This is a genomic window from Gracilibacillus sp. JCM 18860, from assembly GCF_055395245.1.
Map to the genome: position 1 here is coordinate 3,673,765 of NZ_AP043868.1, position 24,669 is coordinate 3,698,433.

Here is a 24,669-nt window from a genome sequence, read left to right on the forward strand (position 1 = left end):
CTATGATTCAATCATCTTGCAATCCCCTATCATTCTTCTTACTCTGTTATCTTATTAGAAGAATGCTAAAATAGAGACGAAGCATAAGATAATAAATGGTTGGTCGTCAGTTATATTTGTACGGAAATAAGCGAAAAACAAAAAGATAGAGATGGATCTAAATGATCTATCTTCTATCTTTTTTTGATTGAGAAGAATGGGTGATGAAATCGTAAAGCTATGGGCAGAAATAAAGGAAATTAAACGGAATAAATCTATTTAAAAAGAGTCTGTGATTTTTTGAAAAAATTGTAAGGGTTAGTCTCTCTCCTTACGTATCTCGTACAGGTTTCTTTTTTGTACTTTGTGGAAATATGGAAATATCTACTTAGACCAATGAAGGGTTTGATTCTCGAAGTTGTTCAAGTAAAGATGCTGCTTTATCGGTACGTTCCCAAGGAAGAACAATATCTGTACGACCAAAGTGACCATAGGCTGCGGTTTGTCTATAGATTGGACGAAGTAGGTCTAACATTTTAATGATACCTACTGGACGAAGGTCAAAGTTACTTCTGATTAAATTAACAAGGATATCCTCACTTATTTTACCAGTTCCAAAAGTATCGACCATAATGGATACAGGTTGTGCTACCCCAATTGCATATGCTAGCTGGACTTCTGCTTTTTCTGCTAAACCTGCAGCTATGATGTTTTTTGCAACATAGCGGGCCGCATAAGCCGCGGAACGGTCAACTTTTGTAGGATCCTTACCTGAAAATGCACCACCGCCATGGCGAGCATATCCACCATATGTATCGACGATAATTTTACGACCAGTTAAACCGGCATCCCCTTGAGGTCCACCTACAACAAAGCGGCCAGTCGGATTAATAAAATATTTTGTTTCGTTATCTAGTAATTCTTTCGGTATGACAGGTTGAATAACTTGTTCGTTAATGTCACGTTTAATTTTCTCTAGTGAAACTTCAGGATCATGCTGGATTGAAATAACAATCGTGTCGACTCTGACAGGATGGTTATTTATATCATATTCTACAGTAACTTGCGTTTTGCCATCTGGACGAAGGTAAGGAAGAACTTCTTTTTTACGTACTTCTGTTAAACGACGAGATAATTGATGTGCTAAAGATATGGAAATTGGCATAAGCTCTTCCGTTTCGTTACAAGCAAAACCAAACATTAGACCTTGATCGCCAGCACCGATTGCTTCGATTTCCTCATTACTCAATTTGCCTTCTCGAGCTTCCAATGAGTTGTCTACACCCATAGCAATATCGGATGATTGTTCATCAATAGAGGTTAATACAGCACAAGTATCGGCATCAAAACCGTATTTCGCACGAGTATATCCAATTTCTTTCACCGTTTTACGAACAATTTTAGGAATATCAACGTAAATAGACGTTGTAATTTCCCCAGTGACTAAAATAAGCCCTGTTGTAACAGAAGTTTCTGCTGCAACACGTGCATTTGGATCTTTCGTTAGAATGGCATCTAAAATAGCGTCTGAAATTTGGTCGCAAATTTTATCTGGATGTCCTTCAGTAACTGATTCAGAAGTAAAGAAACGACGATTTGTTAACATCTGTCATCCTCCTCATAAAGAGATATAGTTAATTAAATAAAAAAAGCTATTTGAAATATGCAATACAATGAAAGGTTAGTTATTGATAAACATTAGATTTGATAGGGTTGTCGATGAATTTCGATATATTTTCTTCTTGTAATACCTCCTTTTCTTTTATTAAAGCTCTTTCTGTCAATTGGTTTATTACTTAATAAACTATAAACCATAGCACATCCCAACACACTCAACATTACTATTTTCTTCTTTTTCATAGATTATCTCTCCTTCATTGTATATGAAAGCTTATTAAGCTTTTCAGTGAACAACTAAGTATTCCAAATTAACTTAATAGAAAAAACACATTCTATAGGCAATTGAATGTGTTTTGGATATAGTGATATATTATGCACTTTTTTTGATCTAAGTAATTCAAAGGAGAATAAGGAAAATTTTCTATATAAAGCCAAACCTCATAAAAACATGGCTTCGCCTATTCATGTACAAATCTATTAGAACCAGTACACTACAAAATAAAATATAACAACATATCTTAACTAAAGTGCCGAAACAACTTTAGTTTTATCCATGTTTTCTATATATTAACATTATTTTACTTAAATTGCACCTTTTTTTAAATGTTATTTTAAGAAAAAGTTAAATGCCATAAATTCTCTTGACTAATAATTAATGGATGTTATAATAATTTTTGTAATAAACTATAATCATTTTTAGCGGTCTAATCGATGTTTCGGCACGTTAGATAAAGCTAGAATGTACATATTTGCAAATTGCAAAGTGCAGTTATAGATAACATAATATTAAAGCATCTGTGAACAAACTGATAGCTGGTATGACGGTTCCACTTCCGCCTTCAGGTAGGTCTTAAAAAAGAGGGGGAGTGAGTGGACTAGTATTCAGTTTGCCATTTTTACTGTTCATCTCTGCACTATTTTTCCCCGTAGAGAATTTCCACTGTTTCTCGACGGGCAGTAATGCATTGTTAAATAATTGCACTAGGTCTCCCCAATATAATTGGAGGGGGCTTTTTTAGTATCAGTAAAACGATAATTAAGCTCCTTTCCATTGCGACTGTGGAACATGTGCATATGAAAAATGCTAAATAGTAACTTTAGTAGTTCCGGTAATTTCCTATTTATCTTTTTATGAAGGTACTCCTTCTATTAGTCTATTTGAATAATTACATCCATAGTAGAGTGATGTCGAAAGTAAGGTGTGATGAAATCATGAAGGACCAAATTATTTTTATGTTTTCAGGACAAGGATCTCAATTTTTTCAAATGGGAAAGGAGCTGTATGAACAGGAATCAATTTTTAAAGAGAACTTGGATCAGTTGGATGCTACTTTTCAAAGGGCCACAGGGAATTCGGTAATAAAGTATATCTATGATGAACATCGATTGAAAAGCGATGAATTTAGTGATTTGTTCTACACGCAACCGGCTATTTTTATGATTGAAGTTGCTTTAGCTAATTTACTGATCAAAAAAGGAATACGTCCACATGCGGTAATAGGATCAAGCTTAGGGGAATATGCAGCTGGAGTAGTGGCCAATGTATTTCACCAAGAAGACGTCTTAAATAGTTTAATTGATCAAGTGCTTTTTATAAAGAAATTTAGTCAGCCAGGGGGAATGATTGCGATCCTAGCTTCTCCAAGTCTTTATGAAGAGGTACCTCTTCTTCATCATCATTCCTATCTCGCCGCGATTAACAATGAATCTCATTTTGTAATCGCTTCCAATTTGGAGGGGGTAAAAAAGATAGAGCAATATCTTCGTACAAAAGAAATTACTTTTCTTAGGCTACCTGTAACCTTTCCGTTCCATTCTAGTTACATTGATGTGGCTGGTAAGGCTATCCAAAATCGCTTGTCGGAATTACATTATCAGACACCAACTATCCCATTCTATTCCTCTGTGACTGGATATAGGAAGGAAAATATGAATGCTACCTATTTTTGGGAAGTGCTAAGAGAACCAATTCGATTTACTAGTGCTTTAACAGAAGTGGTGGATCATGATGGGGCGATCTTAATAGATTTAGGTCCATCGGGTACTCTAGCTAATCTAGCAAAAGCTCAATTTAAGCAACAAAATGATCTATCCATTTTTAGTATTCTTTCACCATACGCGGATAATGTCAAAGCGTTGGAAAGTGTATATTCCAAATTGTCAATTCATGATGTAGGGAAAAGTAGTAAACAAAAAATCCAAGGAGTTCATGGAGGGAGAAGGTAGAGTGAGAGGTAAAATTATAAAGTTGGCTTTCCCAATTTTTATTGAAAGTGCATTAGTGATGGTAGATGGCCTTATACATATTATATGGGTCGGCCATTTGATAGGAAGCCAGGCTGTCGCAGCTGTAGGGGCATGCTTTCCTATCGTTTTAGCAATGTCCGCAATTGCTAATGGAGCAGCCAAATTAACTTCAAAGCCAATGTTACAAGGTTTTCAAAAAAAGATAGATCGAGATAATAACCAAAAACAAATTAATGTGTCATGGACCTTTTCAGTTTTAAGCGTGTTGTTGGTGACCATAGGGGTATTTTTAGCTGCTCGAGGGATTCTTACCATATTGGGGACTCCTGGAAGCGTTATGGAGCTAGCTACAGGATACTTACGGATTATGGCATTAGGGTTCACGATTATGTATTTCTCATTTTTAATTACATCCTTATTGAAAGATGTAGGGTATACCTTTGCGAGAATGCTCTTTATAGCGATTGCTACAGCTGGAAATTTACTATTAGTACCTATGTGGATCGTCGGGTTTGGGCCTTTCCCTGAGTTAGGATTGTATGGGGCTGTATTTGCTTCTTTTATTGTCTCAGTAGTGGCGTTTTTTATTTCATTGGGATATCTCTTGCGTAATTATAAGGGCCTATTCATTAAACCGACACAATGGAGATTAGATCGTGATATTCTATTCTCCTTATTACCTGTGAGTATGCCTGTTTTTATTCAACAATCTCTGTTAGCTTTAGGATACACGTGCATTATTATTTTTGTTAACCCTTTTGGAAGTGACGCAACTGCAGCGTTTTATGTTATTAGCCGAATTGATTCCATTGTCGCTTTACCGGCGATTGCGGTAATGATAGCTATAACAATTTTAACAAAGCAATTTGTACATGGGAAAAAAATGGAGGGAATCAAAAGCCTTTTTCGTGGAGGATTACTTGTTAATATTCCTTTTACGTTTTTAATTGCTCTATCCTGTTTTCTCTTCCCAGATTATATTATTAAAATCTTTATCACTACCCCATCAGTCGTCAATATTGGTGTAGATTATTTGAAAATCATTAGCTTAGGGTATCTCTTCTTTGCACTTTTATATGCTTGCAATGGCATTATTAATGGAGCTGGAAAAAGCGGAGTTACGCTATTATTTTCTTTAGTTTCTCTCATTGTTATAAGGGTACCAGTAGCTGCAATACTTACACAAGTGGGCTTGAATGTAACGGGTGTATGGTACGCTGTTTTAGCCAGCTTTATCGTACTAGCAGTAGGTAGTTGGTTATATTATCGATCAGGTAAATGGAAATGGGGAATAACAGAGATGAAAGAACACAAGGCTATGCCATCTTGAAATGGTTGTATTGTACGTCGATCTATTGCCATTAGGAAAGGAATAATACTATTTGAAGGAGTGAAAAGAAATGTCTGTAAATCCTACTAAAAGTTATAAGGGACCAGAAATGAACGGTTTTATAGGTAAGTGGTATGCTAAAAACACTAAGAAAAAAATCAAAAAATACACACAAGATGCAAATAAGGTATTAAAAGCCTTATCTGATGGAGATTCTGTGCTTGATCTTGCTCCTGGTCCTGGATATTTATCGATGGAATTGGCTAAATTAGGCGATTTTCAAATTACCGGGTTGGATATTAGTGATAAGTTAGTGCAAATGGCACAAAACAATGCTGATAAAGCAGGTTTAAATATTGATTTCCGTCATGGTGATGCAGCAAATATGCCATTTGATGATCAAAGCTTTCATTTAATCGTTTGTCGTGCCGCTTTTAAGAATTTTGCTCAACCGGTTAAATGTTTAAATGAAATGAGAAGGGTTTTAAAACCTGGAGGAAAAGTAGTCATTATCGATTTTAAAGGGGATGTGCCTAAAGCTGACATTAATAAATTTGTAACGAAAGATATGGGCTTCAAAGGGTTGAATGCTATGATTATCAAGTGGATGTTTCGGAATGTAGTGATTAAGCAAGCCTATACGAAGGAGAAATTTCTGGGATTTGTTAAAGAGAGTGATTTTGAAACATGTGATTTACATGAGGGTCTTATTGGAATAGAGGCATGGTTTGAGAGATAACGTGATAGCTCCAAAAAATAGGATAAGAAGAGACGAATTGGCTAACTTCATACTCCTTTTTGCTACTATCCATCTATTCTATTAATGTAAAGCATATTTTATTGGTGAAAGGATGGCCTTGATGTACATCGAAAGCTTGCCGATGCTGTGGACAACCCATCTCGTATTTAAAGAAGAGGAAGAACGAAATTTTCTATCGACTTGTTGCCTTTGCTATTCCAATTCTTATGATGATTACCTACAAACAAAAGTATTTCTGCATCCGAAGGAAATTGCCTATTTAGATAAATTGACGTTTAAAAATAGAATCAAAAGCTATTTAGCGGGCAGATATGCAGGGAAAAATGCTGTTTCTTTACTAAGTGGTGAAGAAAGGTTAAGTTCTATAGAAATTGAACCAGGCATTTTCCACCAACCGATTGTTCATGGGTTAGAAACTCAAGTCACTATCTCCCATTGCGATGATTTAGGTATGGCATTAGCCTATGGTGATGTCTGCCCCCTAGGTGTGGATATTGAGAGAATTCAAACAGATAAAGAAGTAGTATTAGCTGGACAGATGACGGATGAAGAACATATGGTGATGAAATCACTACCTTTTTCTTCGGTTCATTCGCTCACACTTTTCTGGTCAGTCAAAGAAAGCTTGTCCAAAGTATTAAAAACGGGATTTACATCCCCAATTGATATTTTTTCGATCCGTACAGTAGAAGTAGCTCATCCAGTTATAACAAGTTATTTCAATTACTTTCCACAGTTTTGTACGACATCGTTTATCTTTTCATCCTATGTTTGTTCGATTACTCATCCTAAAGGGGTTCATTGGTCAAAGGACTCTATTTATCAATTATTATGCCAAGGTATTCCTATATTAGATGGGATTAATACATAACTTGATATGGTTCTACTCCATTCAATGGAGTTAGCAAAACAAAATGAAGGAGATGAGAGAATGACCGTTTATGTTTTTCCGGGGCAAGGGTCCCAGCAAAAGGGGATGGGTAAAGAATTATTTGCAGAGTTCTCCCGCTTAACGAAGCTTGCTGATGACATATTAGGGTATTCTATTCGAACAGTTTGTTTGGAAAACCCAGATGAGATTTTAGGACAAACTCAATACACACAACCAGCATTGTATACCGTGAATGCATTTCACTATCTTAAAAAGACTAGAGAAACAGATGAAAAGCCAAATTATGTGGCAGGTCATAGTCTTGGGGAGTATAATGCTCTTTTTGCGGCAGGGGTATTTGACTTCGAAACAGGTCTTAAGCTAGTTAAAAAAAGAGGGGAGTTGATGAGCCAATGCTACGGTGGTGGTATGGCTGCAGTTCTCGGTTTGAATGAACAACAAATTGCGGAAGTATTAGCATTAAACGGATTGGATCAATTGGATATTGCTAACTTCAACTCACCTACACAAATAGTTTTATCTGGTCCGAAGGAGGAGATAAAACAAGCAGAGGGAATTTTCGAAAAAACGCCCAATGTGCAGATGTTTATCCCTTTAAAAACAAGTGGTGCTTTTCATTCTCGTTATATGCAACAAGTAAAATCGGAATTTTCCTCTTATTTAAATGAGTTTCACTTCTTTCCCCCAGCTATCCCTATCATATCCAATGTTGAGGCTAGGCCTTATGGGGAGAATATAAAAGCTAATCTTATTGCTCAAATTGATCATCCGGTGAAATGGACCGAAAGTATCCGTTATTTAATGGGGAAGGGAGAGATAGATTTTCTAGAGCTAGGCCCGGGTCATGTATTAACCAGTTTAATTGGTCAAATTAAAAATAAATCAAAGCCTTTGATCGTAGAGGATAGGTTGACAAAGGATAAAGAAGCTATGGGAAGAAGGACTGAACAAAATGTTCCACCTTCCGATTCACCTCCTCGGTTATGCTTGACGGCCTCTTCCTTAGGAAGTGATAGTTTTAAGAGGGATTACAACCTTAAGTATGCATACTTAACTGGTGGGATGTACCGAGGCATTTCTTCTACCGATTTAGTGGTGAAAGTAGGCAAAGCAGGAATGATGGGCTTTTTTGGTAGTGGTGGATTAAAACCAGTGGAAATTGAACAAGCGATTATCACTATCCAAAAGGGGTTAAATCAAGGGGAAGCATATGGTATTAATCTAGTTCATCAGTTTAATCATCCCCAAAGGGAAGAAGAAATCGTCCATCTACTATTAAAATATAACGTGACAGTTATGGAGGCATCCGCTTTTCTCGGTATAACACCTGCCTTAATTATCTATCGAGCTAAAGGATTAAAGCCTTCTTCAGATAATTCCATTCGATGTCATCATCGTATTATTGCTAAAGTCTCGAGGCCGGAAGTCGCTGAGGCTTTTTTAAGTCCTCCACCTGAACGTCTACTCAATAAGCTACAGATGGAAGGGAAAATTACTTCCCAGGAGGCCAAATGGCTTCGACAAATTCCAATGGCAGATGACCTTACCGTTGAAGCTGATTCCGGTGGGCATACAGATGCTGGTGTGGCCTATGCATTACTTCCGACCATTATTCGGTTGCGGGATCGCCTTCAAACAAAATACGCTTATAATAGAGAGATTCGTATTGGGGCAGCAGGTGGGATTGGAACACCTGAAGCAGCAGCAGCGGCCTTTACCCTCGGTGCTGCATATATTCTAACAGGTTCCATTAATCAATGTACCATCGAAGCGAATACTAGTGATTCTGCAAAAAATTTGTTGCAACAAATGAATGTACAGGATACGGAATATGCACCTGCTGGTGATCTTTTTGAACTGGGTGCCAAAATTCAAGTCTTGAAAAAAGGAGTCTTTTTCCCAGCGCGTGCCAATAAGCTTTGGGAATTGTACCGTCATTATGAGTCGTGGGAATCTATAGATAAGCATGTGCGGGAGCATATTGAAGAAATATATTTTAAGTGCAAATACGAAGAGGTTTATGCAAAAATTAGAGACCACTACACGACAGAAGATTTGCAGAAGTTCGAAAAAAACCCTAAACAAAAAATGGCTGCAATATTTAAATGGTATTTCCATTATACCAATCAATTGACACTAAACGATCAGCAGGAATCTAAAGTAGATTTTCAGATTCATTGCGGACCTGCTTTAGGGTCCTTTAATGAATGGGTCAAAGGAACCGATTTAGAAAATTGGCATAACCGTCATGTGGATCATATTGGAAAATATTTAATGGATGAGACGGCGCAGCTACTAACCGAACGTTTTCAACAGCTTTTGGCTGTAAAAGAATCAGGATCACTACAAACGGTTACTATCTAAGGAGGAAATAATATGAGTAAAGAAGACATTTTTTCTATATTAGTACAGCATACACGTGAAATTGTACCAGAACTTGAACAACATCATTTTGAGTGGGAAGACAGGTTGGCGGATTTAGGTGCCAATTCTGTTGATCGAGCGGAAATTATTATGATGACATTAGAAGCACTTTCCTTACAAATTCCTAGTATTGAGTTGTCAGAAGCGAGAAATCTCGGAGGTTTGGCTGAAATCCTTTTCGAAAAAAGCAACAAGAATGCTTTATAAACAATATTCTCTGAAAATGAGTTATCAATTTTTTATTAATTACTCTTATTTAATTGTGGAGCCAAACTCAAGAAATGCTATTGTGATTGATCCGGCATGGGAATTAGAAAAAATAACCAAGTTACTGAAAAAAAATAATGCTAAACTTCGAGCGATTCTTTTGACTCATTCTCATTACGACCATACGAATCTGGTACCAACATTAAGTGAAGCTATGCAACCGGATGTATTTTTGTCGCAAAAGGAGATTAATGCTTCCGGTTTTCGATGTGAGCGACTGCACGCTATCAACGATAACGACTCTCTTTCATTGGGAGGATTATCGTTTCGTTGTCTATTAACCCCGGGCCATACAACGGGTAGCATGTGTTTTCACCTAGGAAACAGCCTTTTTACAGGAGATACCCTGTTTACAGAAGGCTGTGGTGTCTGCATAAGACCTGGAGGTTCACCGGAAGCCATGTATTCTAGCATTCAACGATTGAAAAGAGAAATAAAAAATGATGTTTGTATCTTTCCCGGACACTCATTTGGGATGCCACCGGGACAAACGATGGAGCATCTTCGTAAGAATAATATTTATCTTCAACTAAATCGTGAGCATTTTATTAAATTTCGTATGCGAAAAAATCAACTAGGTTTATTTGATTTTCAATAGAAGGGAAAGGACCATATGGGAGAAATAGAAGTCATTCAAACTACCTCCTCGGAGTGGAATGAAACACCACCACTCCTTTTTGTTCATGGGGCAAATCATGCTGCCTGGTGCTGGAGGGAATATTTCCTTCCTTTTTTCCAAGCTCATGGTTTCCAGTCCTATGCCATAAGCTTTCGGGGACATGGCCAAAGTGATGGGTATGAAAAACTACATACCTATACAATGGATGATTATGTAGAAGATGTCTACCGTGTATTACAAACCTTTGAACAAAAACCTATTATTATTGGTCATTCCATGGGAGGAGCAGTCGTACAAAAAATCATGCATCAGCATCCGGATAGAGTGGATTCAGCTGTTTTACTGGCTTCGATTCCGCCTGGAGGAATGCTGAAGGATTTAATACGGCTGTTGTTCAAGCACCCTAAGAAATTTTTTCAACTGCAACTATATAATCAGGGCAAAACCACCAACTTTCCAGTGGATTTATTTTTATATGACGAAAAGCCTGGCGAAAAATACGACTTAAACCAGAAGCTTCAACCGGAATCAATAAAAGCTAGCAGTGATTGCCTAAAACGAGTAGTACCTAAGAATACAATAGCTCAAGTTCCCCTTTTAGTGCTAGGAACGGATGAGGATGCTATGATCTCAAAAAAGACCACTCATTCGATTGGGCGATTTTACCGAACAGAACCGATAATCTTTTCTGAAATGGGCCATGACATGATGTTGGGTTCTCGTTGGCAAGAGGTTGCGGAACATATCCTTGCTTTTACTATAAAAAGGAGGACTGAATGGAAAAATGAGGCGTAATCAAGGAACGGAACATTCGATTAAAGAGAAATTAATTGAAAAGTTTATTCAAGTGGTTGGTACAGATCAGCCTTTGGATCTCAATAAAAGTTTTCTAGAGCTAGGTATGAATTCCATTATGGCAGTAGACTTTGTTGAAGCGGTAAATGATAGTCTAGATTTAGAATTAGGGGTTGAAGTAATCTTTGATTTTCGTGGTATTCCTGAGCTAGCTGAACATATAGAAAAGCAATACTTTATAGAAGAAAAAAGCGCCACCTCTGTGAATGCTATAAGTGACGACTCATCTACGGATATTGCAATTATCGGAATAGCTGGTAAGTTTGCAGACTCTGAAAATATTGAGGAGTTGTGGACACATCTTAAAGCAGGAGATTGTTGTGTGAAAGAAATTCAACGCCCTGGATGGGATGAAAAGGTGTACTTCACAACACAGGCGAACCAAAAAAATCGCTCAGTCAGTAAATGGGGCGGAATGTTATCGCATATTGATCAATTTGATGCAGACTTTTTTGATATTTCCACAGAGGAAGCAGAAAGGATGGATCCACAACAGCGCATATGTTTGGAGGAAACCTATAAGGCTTTTGAGGATGCTGATTACCCTGCTGAAAAATTGGCTGGAAAAAAGGTTGGCGTATTTATTGGAGGAAGAACATCTGACTACAGGTCAAAATTAAAGGATGAGATGGATACATACACCTTTTGGGGGAATGAGATGTCAATGCTTGCATCTCGCATTTCGTATTTCTTTAATTTTAAGGGTCCTTGTCTGACAGTGGACACAGCTTGTTCTTCCTCTTTGGTTGCCATTCATTTAGCTTGTGATAGTATTTGCAAGGGTGAATCGGAAATGGCACTAGCTGGTGGAGTTTTTATTGCAAGTACGCCTGAATTTTTTAAGATGTCTTCTCAGGCTGGTTTATTATCACCGGAGGGGCAATGTAAAGCGTTTGATCCAGAGGCCAATGGAATGGTTTTGGGAGAAGGTGCAGGCATGGCTGTGCTAAAAAGGCTAGATGCTGCAGTTCGAGATCAGGACCATATCTATGGGGTTATTAAGGGATCTGCTATTAATCAAGCTGGTAAAACTAATGGAATGACAGCACCAAGTGTTGCTTCCCAAAAGCAATTAATTAAAGAAGTCTATACTAAATCACAGATTAACCCTGAAACGATAGGCTATATTGAAGCACATGGTACTGGTACCGTATTGGGTGATCGAATGGAGCTAAAGGCTTTTTCTGAAGTGTTTGAAGAATTTACAGATAAAACTCAATATTGTGTTATCGGATCTCATAAACCTAACATTGGCCATGCTACACTGGCAGCTGGTATGGCTGGATTATTTAAAATTCTGATGGCAATGAAAAATCAAGTTTTACCTCCAAACCGTTTAATAGAACTAGATCAAGAGGATCCATTAAGAAACAGTCCTTTTGTGTTTAATACTACATTGACTCCATGGAAAGCTTCTTCAGGTACACCTTTAAGGGCAGGGTTAAATGCGTTGGGCTCCAATGGGACCAATGCTCATATAATTATTGAAGAATGGGTAGACCAATCACCGCAATCAATATCATCCATCCCTAAGCCATATTATCTATTTTTATTATCTGCTAAAAACATAGAAGCTTTACGTCAAAAGCTAGTCGATCTTGCTTTCTGGATAAAGAGTGAAGGCGAGCATTACTCTGCTGAAGAAGTAGCTTATACCTTATCGGTGGCACGAAGTCATTATGATGTTCGTTGTACCTTTATTGCTAGTAATTTGACGGAACTTAGGCAACAACTGTTTAAAGTGATAGAAGCGGGGCTTGAGGAAGACGAGACGTGGTGTCATCGGGTTACTACTTATCAATCAGATCTCGAACTGATAAATTATGGACAACAGTTAATTCATACTTTGTCTAATCAAACGATATTACATATGGATCGATATCAGGATTATGTTGTGAAATTATCCGAGTTGTATGTACAAGGCCATCCTATGGATTGGACAGGCTTATATCAAAAAAATAGAAAGGTACCGCTTCCTCCTTATCCATTTTGTAGAACGAGTTATTGGGTACAAGAGAAGGATGCAACTACTGATCAAGAACCTACAAATCTATCATCATTTGGTCTTCAAATGGAGGATATGGAAGAACTACTTACGAAATTATTGTTACGGCAATTACAGTCTCTTGGCATTTTAAATGATCAAAAGTTGACATTAGAGGATATGCAAAAGAAACTGGGGTTGCAATCAATTTATGCTAAATGGTTGAAACGCAGTCTCCAGTTTTTAATGGATAATCACTGTGTATTTTGTGATGAGTCCAATCGCTATAGTGTGAACCCTGCTTTTACGCAGGAAATGGATGATTGGGAGGATTGGGAAAGGAAAAAACAGTATTGGTTGACTAATCAAGATGCTAAGGCACAGACGATTTTGGTAGAACATACCCTTCGTTCCTTACCACGGATTTTGACTGGTGAGATACTGGCAACAGATATTATGTTTCCTAATTCCTCCATGGAACTGGTGGAAGGAATATACCAAAATAATGACATTGCTGATTATTTTAATAATATTCTTGCTCAGAAAGTCGTTGAATATATACAGGAGCTTTTACATCAGGATCCGAATGCGCGTATAAGGATCATTGAAATCGGAGCAGGTACAGGGGCCACAAGTTCCTCTGTGTTGAAAAATTTAGAGCCCTATAGGGACAATGTAGAAGAATATTGCTATACCGACATTTCCAAAGCTTTTCTTGTTTATGCGGAAAAAAGGTTTAAAGAAGCTTATCCTTTTGTCAATTATGCCGTATACAATGTAGAGGCTGAAGCTTTGGAGCAAGGCATTCGAATTGATACATATGATATTGCCATTGCGACCAATGTGTTTCATGCCACAAAAGAGATTGCGCAATCTTTGCAACAGGTTAAAGCGGTATTAAAGAAGGATGGTATGCTGATTTTAAATGAGCTTAGTGAAAACTCTCTTTTTCTACACTTGACCTTTGGTCTTTTGGAAGGCTGGTGGTTATTCCAAGACGATACATTGCGCCTATCTGGTGGTCCAGCTATATCTGCAAATGGATGGAAGGAAGTATTGAAGCAAGAAGGCTTTAAACAGGTTCAATTTCCTGTAGCAGAAGACCATGAAAAAGGTCAACAGATTATTATGGGTTTAAGTGATGGCCAACTGCGCCAAGTAGCCATGCTAAAACAACCTTTTAAACAAGGGGAGCAAAAACAACCAGCTGTCACCACCGTAAAGAATGATCACATTGCGAGGGCATTGAAAGACTGGATGGCAGAACATTTATCACATGCCTTATCAACTGATGCTCAAAACATTAATTTTGGGGCAGCATTTCGCGATTACGGTGTTGATTCAATTAGTGGAATTAACCTCATTCAAACAATTAACAGCACCTTTTCACTTGAGTTAGGAACAACCATACTTTTTGACTTTACGACCATTGATCAATTAACGGATTTTCTTTTGACTCATTACAATGAAGCTATTACTACTTCTTTTGGACAGGAGACGCCATCATCTATGGAAGAAACCTCTTCAGAACAAGTGGTAGGAGCAAAAGAAGAGAAGAGAAGCTATAAAGAACGTGGGTCAGATGTTGAAAAGAAAGGCCCGATAGCTATTGTAGGGATAAGTGGCAGGTTTGCTAATTCTGAAAATGTGCATGAATTATGGGAGCATTTATCTAAGGGAACTAATTTGGTTGACCATACAACTCGCTGGAGGGGGCAAAATGATAAAGATGAAACTGTAAAGAGGTGGGAAATAGGTAGCTTTATTGAGAATATTGATCAATTTGACCCCTTCTTCTTTAATATTTCAGGCGTAGAAGCAAACCATATGGACCCTCAGCAACGTCTATTTTTAATGGCATGTTGGCAAGCCCTAGAGGATGCTGGTTATGCTGGAAAAAGTATACAAGGTCGGTCGTGTGGTGTATATGTAGGAGGTAGTGAGGGTGATTATCACCATCTAATGCATAATTACCCCTCCAATGAGGTACCCCAAGCCTTTTGGGGGAATCTAGGTTCTGTCATTCCAGCTCGGATTGCCTATTATCTGAATCTACAGGGTCCAGCTATTGCGATAGACACAGCTTGTTCCAGTTCATTGGTAGCGATGCATGTGGCCTGTCAAGGATTATGGACAGGTGAAATAGAGATGGCATTAGCTGGTGGAGTATCTATACGCTGCACACCTGAGTTATATAAAGCAGAACATCAGGCTGGAATGTTATCTCCTTCAGGACAATGCTATACGTTTGATGATCGAGCCAATGGATTTGTTCCTGGTGAAGGAGTTGGTGTAGTCTTACTGAAACGATTAGAAGATGCCCTTGCTAATGGTGACCACATTTATGGTGTCATCCGGGGTTCTGGTATAAATCAAGACGGTACAACTAATGGTATTACAGCACCCAGCCTTCGTTCCCAGGTTCAGTTAGAGCAGAATATTTATAAACAATTTGGTATCAACCCGAAGGATATTCAGATGGTAGAGGCACATGGAACGGGAACTAAATTGGGGGATCCAATTGAATATCAAGCGTTGACACAGGCATTTAAACACTACACAGATAAGAAGTCCTACTGTGCTATAGGCTCGATTAAAACCAATATTGGTCATACGCAAATGGCTGCAGGAATTGCTGGTGTTATTAAGGTTCTTTTGGCCTTAAAACATCGCAAAATCCCCCCTTCACTACACTTTGATCAAGGAAATAGCAATATTGAATTTAAAGATAGTCCTTTTTATGTCAATACTGAATTAAAGGAGTGGGAAGTTAAATCAGGTGCTAAACGCTGTGCCGCAGTAAGCTCATTTGGAGTGAGTGGCACGAATGCTCATATGGTGATTGAAGAGGCACCAGAAGTAGTCCGCAATCATCCGGATATGCCTGGTTATTTATTAGTTTTGTCGGCTCGATCTGAGGAGGCTTTGCAAAAGCAAGCTCAACAACTGATTGATTATAGTAAGAGCAATACAGAGGATGTTGGGAATATTTGCTATACCTTAATGGTAGGTCGAAAGCATTTTAATCATCGTTTAGCCTGTGTAGTACGTAATCAGCAGGATATGGTTGCTCAATTAGCACAATGGCTTGAGCGAAAATCTACTTCTTCTATATTTACTCATGTTATATATGAAAGGGAACAGAGGGAACTGCCGGCATTAAAGAAATTTGGTAACCATTGTATTGCTCAGTGCAAAATTAATAAGGAAGACTATATGGACAACCTTTCTACTGTGGCCGATTTATATGTTCAGGGATATGAATTAGATTATCTCGCTTTGTTTAAGGAAGGTCGATATGGCCGGGTGCCACTACCTACGTATCCTTTTTCGCTCGATCGGTATTGGGTACCGCAACCAGAGACGGCTAAGGCTCCTACGAAGGAAGCCTCTTTTGTGTCCGATTCCTCCCAGACTCCAGTAGCGGAAGCGATGGGAAAATCGGCGGAGGAAACCCGGTTAATGACATTTGCGGAAAACTGGCAACAACAAGAGCTACCGGATGAGCGATGGGCCCCACCGAAGGTGTGGGTCTGTTTTCTATCCGATCCTAGCTATCAATCATTATGGCGTACAGGCCTTCAAACCCGTTATCCTGGGACGGAGGTCATTTTTATTGCCCAGGGACCGAAAGCTTCTCGGGAAAATGCCCATTCTTACCAGCTCCCTCGAGAGGATGGAGCGGCTTACCGCCAAACCCTTCAGCGCATAGCGGCTGACTGGGGGACGGGCTTTGCTTTACTCTATCTGTGGCCATTGGAGGAACCGCACTTCCTTAGCGATTATAGGCCCCTTTTCCACCTATTCCAGGCAACGCAGGAAGCGAAGCCAGCCCGTTTCGTCTGGGCAGGGGAGTGGACGAGTCCACTGGAACGCAGCTATCTCGAATCTTGGATGGGCTGGGAGCGATCCCTGGGTTTTCTGTTCCCTCAGATGGAGGTCGCAGGAATCCTACAAAAAGCCACCTCCGAAGCGCTGGACATAACGAAGTGGCTGGATAGGCTCGCGGACGAGCTCGGAACCCCTGATCTAGAGAGTGTGCTCTATGACGGAGGGAAACGGCATGTTTGCCGAATAAAGTCGACGGATATCACGGAAGGGGAAGGGCAGATTCAAGAAGGTGGTACGTATCTTATCACCGGCGGTGGAGGGGGCTTAGGCCGTTCATTGGCGGTTAACCTCACTCGCTCGCGATCTGTCAATTTGGTGTTAACAGGACGGTCCCCGTTATCCGATTCCTTAGCGGCGGAGATCAAGCAATGGGAAGAAACAGGCAGCCAAGTGGTGTACTGTCAGGCGGATGTTTGTGATCGAGCGGCAATGGAAGCGGTCCTTGCAGAGGCTAAGAATCGATTCGGAGGAATCGACGGGGTCATTCATACGGCGGGGGTAGCGAGTACAGCGCCTCTTTTGGCAAAGTCTGCGGCTGATTTTGCACATGTGTTAGCTCCGAAGGTGCAAGGGGTCCAGGTCTTGGATGAGGTTTTCGCCTCGGAATCCCTTGATTTTGTCTGTTATTTTTCCTCCTCCTCGGCAATTTTGGGAGATATGGGGGCAGGAGATTATGCGATCGCTAACCGTTTCCTCCTGGCCTATGCTGATCAAAGGCAAGCAATATACCCTGGGAAGACGCTCGTGATCCATTGGCCCCTATGGAAAGAAGGGGGAATGGGGCTAGGAGACGAGGAACAGACCCATCTCTATCTCGCTTCTAGTGGCCAACGAGCCTTGGAAACAGAGGAAGGATTCGCTCTTTTTGAGCGCTTACTCGGTCAGTCCTCCACTCAGCATTTGGTTCTGGCTGGTCAACCGGAGCGAGTCTACCGATTTCTAGGGATAAACCAGCCGGAGACAGTGGAGCCATTACCGAAGCAACCTGATGTCTTGGATGTGCCAGCCGGGCAAGGACGGCGCGAAGAAATGAAGGGGTTAAGTGTTCCCCAATGTGTAGAGTGGGATTTAAAGGAAATCGCCTCCCAGCTATTACAAATCCCGCGGCACCAATTGCAGGTAGAGAGTAACCTGGCGGACTTTGGTTTTGATTCGATTACCTTAGCCACCTTTGCCGAACAATTGACCGATCATTATCAGGTGGAGATTACCCCGGCTCTCTTTTTTGGCTACCCTACGTTAGGGAAGTTGACGGACTATTATATGACGGAACACAAAGAAGCCATGGCCGACTTTTACAGGGAAGGGACGACAAGGGAAAAGCCATCCTTGCGTTTATCAACCGAGGACCAGCCAGCGCCGAAGGAATCGTCTCAGCCAGTCAGATCAGAAAAGCTAGAGGAACGAAAATCTCCATCCGCTCCTCAGGTGCCAGCGGCACCAACCCAGCCAGATACGGAACCTATTGCCGTGATAGGGATGAGTGGCCGATTTCCTGGGGCACGAAATATTGCGCAACTGTGGGAGCGTCTGGTCCAAGGAGAAGAGCAGGTTCAACCAACGACCCGTTGGTCGGAAGAGGGGGAACCATGGCGCCTCGGCATGGTGCCAGGCGTACGGGAATTTGATCCCACGTTTTTTGGGATTTCTCCACGGGAAGCGCAGAACATGGACCCGCGCCAGCGTTTATTACTCCAGGAAGCTTGGAAAGCATTAGAGGATGCAGGCTATGGGGAAAAGCAATTAGCGCGTCAACAGATTGGCATGTTTGTTGGGGTAGAAAATGGCGATTACCAGTATCTCAGTGGCTTCGATGGTCCGATTACCTCTAATCATGATGCGATATTGGCCGCACGGCTTTCCTATGTGCTCAATCTTAGTGGCCCGAATATGGCGATCAATACCGCTTGTTCCTCTGGATTAGTCGGATTGCATCAGGCGTGTCAAAGCCTACGTATGGGGGATTGTGACACAGCCATTGCCGCTGGGGTGAATCTAGTGCTCCTGCCACAGACGCTAGAAGCGATTGATCAAGCTGGCATGTTATCCCCAGATGGGCGATGTTATGCCTTTGATGAACGTGCAAATGGGATGGTACCAGGAGAAGCGGTGGCAGCGGTGGTGCTTAAGCGCCTTTCACAAGCGCAAGCGGATCAAGATCCGATCTATGCGGTAATCCGGGGGAGTGGTATGAACTATGATGGCAAAACCAACGGTATTACCGCCCCGAACGGGGTGGTCCAATCCCAGCTTTACCGTTCGGTGTATGATCGGTATGGTATTGATCCGGAAACCTTATCCTATATTGTCACCCATGGCACGGGGACAAGGTTGGGAGACCCAGTGGAAGTCAATGGCCTACGGGATGCCTTCCAAAGCTATACGAAAAAAGAAGGGTTTTGTGCGATTACGTCCACCAAAACCAACTTTGGACATACCTTTGCGGCCTCCGGACTGGTGAGTCTCATTAGTATGGTGCAGGCTTTAAGACATGAAACCATTCCAGCTAGCTTGCACTGTGAACAGGAAAATAAATATATCCAATGGGAAAATAGCCCTTTTTATGTCAATAAGACCAATCAAGAATGGAAAGACAGCCCGGGAAAACCTCGTCGAGGAGCAGTAAGCGCCTTTGGAATGAGTGGAACCAATGTGCATTTGGTAGTAGAGAGCTATTCAAAAGAGGAACGGGACGAGAAGGGAACATCGCTCCCATATTATTTGTTGGCACTGTCGGCAAAGACCGAAGAGGCGTTGGCTGAAAAGGTAACCGATTTAATCGCCTATTTGGAAGGCCCGGAGGGGCAGAAGGCGGATCTTTTACAAGTCAGTTATACCCTTTTACATGGTCGCCAGCATTTTCGTCATCGTTATGTAGTAGTAGTAAAAGACAAGACGGATGCTCTATACCTAATGAAAAGGTTTAATGTTGGGGAATCCTTGCCTAATAGCTATAGGAATATCGTTTCAGAAGAATTTATTGGTCAAAAGGTTATGGAATTGTTTGGGCGTGATCTTATACAACGACTCGAAAAAGTAGAAACTTCAGATCAATATCAAGAGATTATGCAAGGGCTGTCTAACCTTTACTGTCAAGGTTATGATATACCATGGGAGCAAATGTGGAAGGAAGAGCCTGGCAGAATTCATTTGCCTTCTTATCCGTTTGCGCGGGATTCTTATTGGGTTCCTACAGAAGTAGTAGAGGCTAAACAGAATTATATAGAAGATTATTCTGATTCAAAAAATATTGACACATTATCTACTAATGTAGATGATAATAAAATTAATGAAACGACTTCTCTTCCTGTTGAAAATGTATCGATAGATGATGTTGAGCAAGATAGTTTAGAAGTGCAGTCCCGTGAGAAAGAGGACTTGGAAGAGTTGGAGGAAGAATTAGCAGATAGTTTAGCAGAAGCCTTATATATTGATCGTGAGATGATTTTACCAGGTAAAAAATTCATCGAATTAGGATTAGATTCTATAGTTGGCGTTGAGTGGATTAAGAGTTTAAATAAAACTTATGGAATAGATGTTAAAGCTACCAAAGTGTACGACTACCCGACCATACGTGACTTTGCTCAATATGTTTCTAGTGAGTTGAATCACCGAAAAAAGCGACCTTCTAAACAGAATTCCTTGTTACCTAACGAAAAAGGGGATAAGAAAAGGAGTTTAGAGATACAGACTATAAATAAAGCATCCGCCACTTCCTTTTTAAAGGGACCTTCTCTACCTAAGCAGAATACAAATGGTTCAGAAATGGCAAATAGTCCGAAAAGTCTTGGAAACCCGTTGTTTCAATCCCGCTATCGTTGCAAATCGAACTATATGGCGGGTTCAATGGCACAAGGGGTCGCTTCAGAAGCCATGGTGATTTCAATGGGAGAAGCTGAATTGCTAAGCTTTTTTGGTAGTGCTGGTTTAGATGGGGACAGGGTAGCATCACATATTCAAAATATTCAATCTGCTTTAGGACCACATAAGCCCTATGGCATGTGCCTGATTGCTAATATGAATAATCAGCAAGAAGAATGGGAGCAAGCAAGATTATTTATCAACCATGAGGTTCCTTTTATTGAAGCATCCGCTTATTCTACCATAACGGCACCATTCGTTTATGCTCGTATCAAAGGGATAAAGAAGCAGAGGGATGGCAGTCTATATTTTCCTAGAAGAATCATAGGCAAATGCTCTCGATTGGAAATAGCCAAACAATTGATGGCACCACCACCTGAGGACTTAGTGGAACAATTGTTAGAAGAAAAGTGGATTACAGAAGAAGAGGCGGTATTATCGAAATCTATACCAATGGTTGATGATATTGCTTTAGAGGCAGACTCTGGTGGTCATACCGACCAAGGTGTGTTGTCTGCACTTGTTCCTTCTGTACTAGCACTTCGAAAGGAAATTCAGAAAAACCATTTATATCCTGAACCGATCCTTGTTGGATGTGGAGGTGGGATAGGTACTCCAGAGGCGGTGGCATCAGCCTTTATGATGGGAGCAGACTTTGTTTTCACAGGCTCCATCAACCAGTGTACGGTTGAAAGTGGAGCACACGATGTAATTAAAGAGTTACTAAGTTCTATTTCCATTCATGATACAGCTGTAACAGCTGCTGGAGATATGTTTGAAATTGGTGCTAAAGCCCAAGTAGTTAGTAAGCATACCCAATTTTCTAACCGGGCTAATAAGCTCTATGAACTGTTTATGCAGTATAATTCAATTGAAGAAATCCCTCAAGAGATTAAACAAGAAATTGAAAGCCATTATTTTAAACGCACTTTTGCAGAAGTATGGGAACTGGTTTGTGAATACAAGAAAAAGAAAAACCCACAGCATTTAGCCGAAGCGCAGGTGAATCCGCGCTTTAAGCTGGTGCTTATTTTCAAATGGTATTTTGCTTATTGTAACAGGGCCACACTTAATGGGGATCTATCTGAAAAAGATAACTTCCAAATATTTTGTGGGCCAGCCTTAGGGGCGTTTAATCAATGGGTAAAAGGTACACCTTATGAAGACTGGAAAAATCGTCATGTGGTAGATATTGCTGTTATGTTGATGGAACAGGCTGCCGAACATTTACAAACTCGATATAGCTCTAAAGATGTTGCTACCAGTCCACAACGAGTTCATGAGAAACAGCATTCTAAGGAGACAGATATTGCAATTGTAGGTATTTCAGGGCAGTTTCCTAAAGCAGATAATATAGGTGCATTTTGGGATAACATTATCAATGGCAGAGATTGTATTTCAGAAATTCCTTCTACTAGGTGGCCTATTGCACACTATTATGATACTGATCCTGAAGCACCGGGGAAGAGCACAAGCAAATGGATGGGAAGTCTTGAAGATTTTGATAAATTTGATCCGACATTTTTCAACATCCCACCAGTGGATGCAATGACTATGGATCCACAACAAAGACTGTTTTTAGAAAGCTGTTGGAGTTGTATAGAGGATGCCGGTATAAAGCCTTCAGACCTTTCAAACAGCAAATGTGGTGTATTTGCGGGTTGTGCAACAAGTGATTATGAAAAATTATTCAGTGAAAAAGACTTAAATTCACGTATTCTCATGGGTAGTACGACATCCATTTTAGCTGCTCGAATTTCCTATTTGCTCAACTTGCGTGGCCCTGCCTTAGCAATTGAAACTGCCTGTTCATCCTCCTTAGTAGCCGTTGCTGAGGCTTGTAACAGCATCGTATTGGGCAACAGTGATATGGCACTTGCTGGAGGGGTATGTATGATAGCTGATCCTTCCCTCCATATTATGACTAGTAAGGCCGGGATGCTGTCACAACAGGGGCATTGTCGGACATTTGATCAACAGGCGGATGGATTTGTTCCTGGTGAGGGAGTGGGAGTGGTTCTGCTAAAAAGATTAAGTGATGCAGTTCGAGATAAGGATACAATTTATGGTGTTATTAAGGGTTGGGGTGTCAATCAGGATGGCAAAACAAACGGAATAACGGCACCTAATGGGCAGGCACAGATGGAATTGGAAAAAGCAGTTTATAAAAAATTTGACATTAACCCAACCGATATCACACTGGTTGAGGCACATGGAACGGGTACTAAACTAGGTGATCCCATTGAAGTAGATGCACTGACAGAGGCCTTTAAATCCTTCACTACTAAAAAACAGTATTGCGCATTAGGGTCTGTTAAAAGCAATATTGGCCATTTGCTGCCAGCAGCAGGTATTGCGGGATTGATTAAAACGCTTATGGCTATCAAACACCAGACCCTTCCACCAACAATCCATTATGATCGTTTAAATGAGCACATTCATTTAACGGATAGCCCTTTTTATATCAATACGAAAAAACAACCGTGGAAAACGCTCCAAGGAAAACCACGCTGTGCTGCTGTCAGCTCATTCGGTTTTAGTGGAACAAATGCTCATCTTGTAGTGGAAGAGTATCTGCCGCAGAAAGTATTAGATAAGAACGATAATCATAATAAGCCAAATCAACCAGTAATGATAGTGCTTTCAGCTAAAAATGAGAAACAATTGAAAGTCTATGCGGATCGGATATTCCATTTTATTCAAAATAACTCCGAAATAGATTTGCGACAGTTGGCCTATACCTTGCAGGTTGGTCGTGAGTCTATGGAGTATAGAATGGCATTCACCGCCCATTCTTTGGAAGAGGTTTTACAAACTCTTAGAATCTATCACCAAGGAAAATCACCATCCAATCTGTTGACAGGTACGTTAACTAAAGAAAATGAGAAGATAAAGAAACATATGAACAATTTTGAAAAAGGACAATGGCAAGAAGCTGTTATTTGTTGGATAAAAGGTGGCGAGGTGAATTGGAAGCTGTTATATGGGGATAACCTACCACAACGGATTAATTTACCTACATATCCCTTTGAACGTAAAAGCTTTTGGCCGAAAAAAAACAATCAATCATCGAAGAAAGAGCCTAGTGTCAATACCTCACCGCTGCCAGAAGAATTGGTTAGTCTATCACCTAAAACAAAGCCATCATTTAGTTTGACGAATACTAAACAACAAGAGTTAAAACAGGAACAGATTCAACTACCATCGTTGACAAACATGCCTAAATGGTCTGATCGTCAACGGGTCCAGGCTTTATCACAACAAACTTTATCAAAGATTGATCAACCTGTAGTTGAACATCAGGTCTCCCAATATTCAGAAGAAGATGGGTTAAAACTGCAAGATATGCTTATCGATAGTCTAGTTCAGACCTTATTTATGGAGGAAACAACGGTGGATATTAATCGGAACTTTTATGATATGGGCTTAGACTCTATATTGGGCGTGGAATGGATGCGTCTTATTAATAAGACGTTGAATCTATCACTAGATGCTACAACTCTTTATGATTATCCGACCATTCACGAATTAACACAGTATATCCAGTCTATTCATGAGGGAGATCAACAGCCATCAACCGCTAATGGGACTTTAATAACCGAATTGGCGGAAAGTCTGGCTGAAATTATGTACCTAGATCCTAGTGATATTGATGAAGATGTTCAATTTTCAGACTTGGGTCTAGACTCTATTTTGGGTGTAGAATGGATCCGAGTTTTAAATAAGCGTTATGGGGTCACAATGGAGGCAACCACCTTATATGACTATCCGACCTTACGTGAGTTTGCCAATTGGATGCAGCATCAAAACAAAAAAGATGATGAAGAATCAGTGCTATTATCGTCACCTACATTGGAGGAGATTTTGGAAAAAGTGGAGCAAGGCACATTGGAAATGAACAAGGCGTATAATCTTTTGCAAGAATACAATCTGGTTTAAG

11 protein-coding genes are annotated in these 24,669 nt (G+C 40.2%); 9 read left to right on the forward strand and 2 right to left on the reverse strand.

Annotation, left to right across the window (positions count from 1 at the left end):
- Positions 1-367: 367 nt before the first annotated feature.
- Together metK and ACZ5R4_RS18265 are read right to left on the reverse strand one after the other, a co-directional pair.
- Positions 368-1,585 (reverse strand): methionine adenosyltransferase, encoded by a 1,218-nt coding sequence (gene metK / locus ACZ5R4_RS18260; protein ID WP_054861650.1) that lies wholly within the window; start codon positions 1,583-1,585, stop codon positions 368-370.
- A 92-nt stretch (positions 1,586-1,677) separates the two neighbouring features.
- Positions 1,678-1,839 (reverse strand): hypothetical protein, encoded by a 162-nt coding sequence (locus ACZ5R4_RS18265; RefSeq protein ID WP_347836746.1) that lies wholly within the window; start codon positions 1,837-1,839, stop codon positions 1,678-1,680.
- A gap of 972 nt (positions 1,840-2,811) precedes the next feature.
- On the opposite strand from ACZ5R4_RS18265, the gene ACZ5R4_RS18270 reads away from it, so the two are divergent.
- From ACZ5R4_RS18270 to ACZ5R4_RS18310, 9 genes are all read left to right on the forward strand, one after another.
- Positions 2,812-3,825, forward strand: coding sequence for an acyltransferase domain-containing protein (locus ACZ5R4_RS18270; protein ID WP_277679248.1), 1,014 nt, complete (start codon positions 2,812-2,814; stop codon positions 3,823-3,825).
- Position 3,826: 1 nt separating this feature from the next.
- Positions 3,827-5,176 (forward strand): MATE family efflux transporter, encoded by a 1,350-nt coding sequence (locus ACZ5R4_RS18275; RefSeq protein ID WP_181397603.1) that lies wholly within the window; start codon positions 3,827-3,829, stop codon positions 5,174-5,176.
- Between the two features lie 70 nt (positions 5,177-5,246).
- Positions 5,247-5,915, forward strand: coding sequence for a methyltransferase domain-containing protein (locus ACZ5R4_RS18280; RefSeq protein WP_054861646.1), 669 nt, complete (start codon positions 5,247-5,249; stop codon positions 5,913-5,915).
- Between the two features lie 121 nt (positions 5,916-6,036).
- Positions 6,037-6,807 (forward strand): 4'-phosphopantetheinyl transferase superfamily protein, encoded by a 771-nt coding sequence (locus ACZ5R4_RS18285; protein WP_464367761.1) that lies wholly within the window; start codon positions 6,037-6,039, stop codon positions 6,805-6,807.
- A gap of 60 nt (positions 6,808-6,867) precedes the next feature.
- Entirely contained in the window at positions 6,868-9,192 is a 2,325-nt protein-coding gene (gene fabD, locus ACZ5R4_RS18290) for an ACP S-malonyltransferase (protein ID WP_464368513.1), read from the forward strand.
- A gap of 12 nt (positions 9,193-9,204) precedes the next feature.
- On the forward strand, positions 9,205-9,459 hold the full coding sequence (locus ACZ5R4_RS18295; RefSeq protein ID WP_054861643.1) for an acyl carrier protein: 255 nt from the start codon (positions 9,205-9,207) through the stop codon (positions 9,457-9,459).
- A complete protein-coding gene (locus ACZ5R4_RS18300; protein WP_464367762.1) occupies positions 9,449-10,117 on the forward strand; it encodes an MBL fold metallo-hydrolase in 669 nt (222 codons plus the stop codon). The genes ACZ5R4_RS18295 and ACZ5R4_RS18300 overlap by 11 nt, the downstream gene beginning before the upstream one ends.
- Before the next feature lie 15 nt (positions 10,118-10,132).
- The gene (locus tag ACZ5R4_RS18305; RefSeq protein WP_464367763.1) at positions 10,133-10,933 is read left to right on the forward strand and encodes an alpha/beta hydrolase; all 801 of its coding nucleotides are present in this window, start codon (positions 10,133-10,135) and stop codon (positions 10,931-10,933) included.
- Positions 10,923-24,668, forward strand: a complete 13,746-nt coding sequence (locus ACZ5R4_RS18310) for a PfaD family polyunsaturated fatty acid/polyketide biosynthesis protein (RefSeq protein WP_464367764.1) — start codon at positions 10,923-10,925, stop codon at positions 24,666-24,668. Before ACZ5R4_RS18305 ends, ACZ5R4_RS18310 begins: the two co-directional genes overlap by 11 nt.
- The last annotated feature ends 1 nt before the right edge of the window (position 24,669 follow it).

Excerpts from the sequence above, each read along its gene's own strand:
- metK (WP_054861650.1), bottom strand. The coding sequence starts at position 1,585 with ATGTTAACAAATCGTCGTTTCTTTACTTCTGAATCAGTTACTGAAGGA.
- ACZ5R4_RS18265 (WP_347836746.1), bottom strand. The coding sequence starts at position 1,839 with ATGAAAAAGAAGAAAATAGTAATGTTGAGTGTGTTGGGATGTGCTATG.
- ACZ5R4_RS18270 (WP_277679248.1), top strand. The coding sequence starts at position 2,812 with ATGAAGGACCAAATTATTTTTATGTTTTCAGGACAAGGATCTCAATTT.
- ACZ5R4_RS18280 (WP_054861646.1), top strand. The coding sequence starts at position 5,247 with ATGTCTGTAAATCCTACTAAAAGTTATAAGGGACCAGAAATGAACGGT.
- ACZ5R4_RS18285 (WP_464367761.1), top strand. The coding sequence starts at position 6,037 with ATGTACATCGAAAGCTTGCCGATGCTGTGGACAACCCATCTCGTATTT.
- fabD (WP_464368513.1), top strand. The coding sequence starts at position 6,868 with ATGACCGTTTATGTTTTTCCGGGGCAAGGGTCCCAGCAAAAGGGGATG.
- ACZ5R4_RS18295 (WP_054861643.1), top strand. The coding sequence starts at position 9,205 with ATGAGTAAAGAAGACATTTTTTCTATATTAGTACAGCATACACGTGAA.
- ACZ5R4_RS18300 (WP_464367762.1), top strand. The coding sequence starts at position 9,449 with ATGCTTTATAAACAATATTCTCTGAAAATGAGTTATCAATTTTTTATT.
- ACZ5R4_RS18305 (WP_464367763.1), top strand. The coding sequence starts at position 10,133 with ATGGGAGAAATAGAAGTCATTCAAACTACCTCCTCGGAGTGGAATGAA.
- ACZ5R4_RS18310 (WP_464367764.1), top strand. The coding sequence starts at position 10,923 with ATGAGGCGTAATCAAGGAACGGAACATTCGATTAAAGAGAAATTAATT.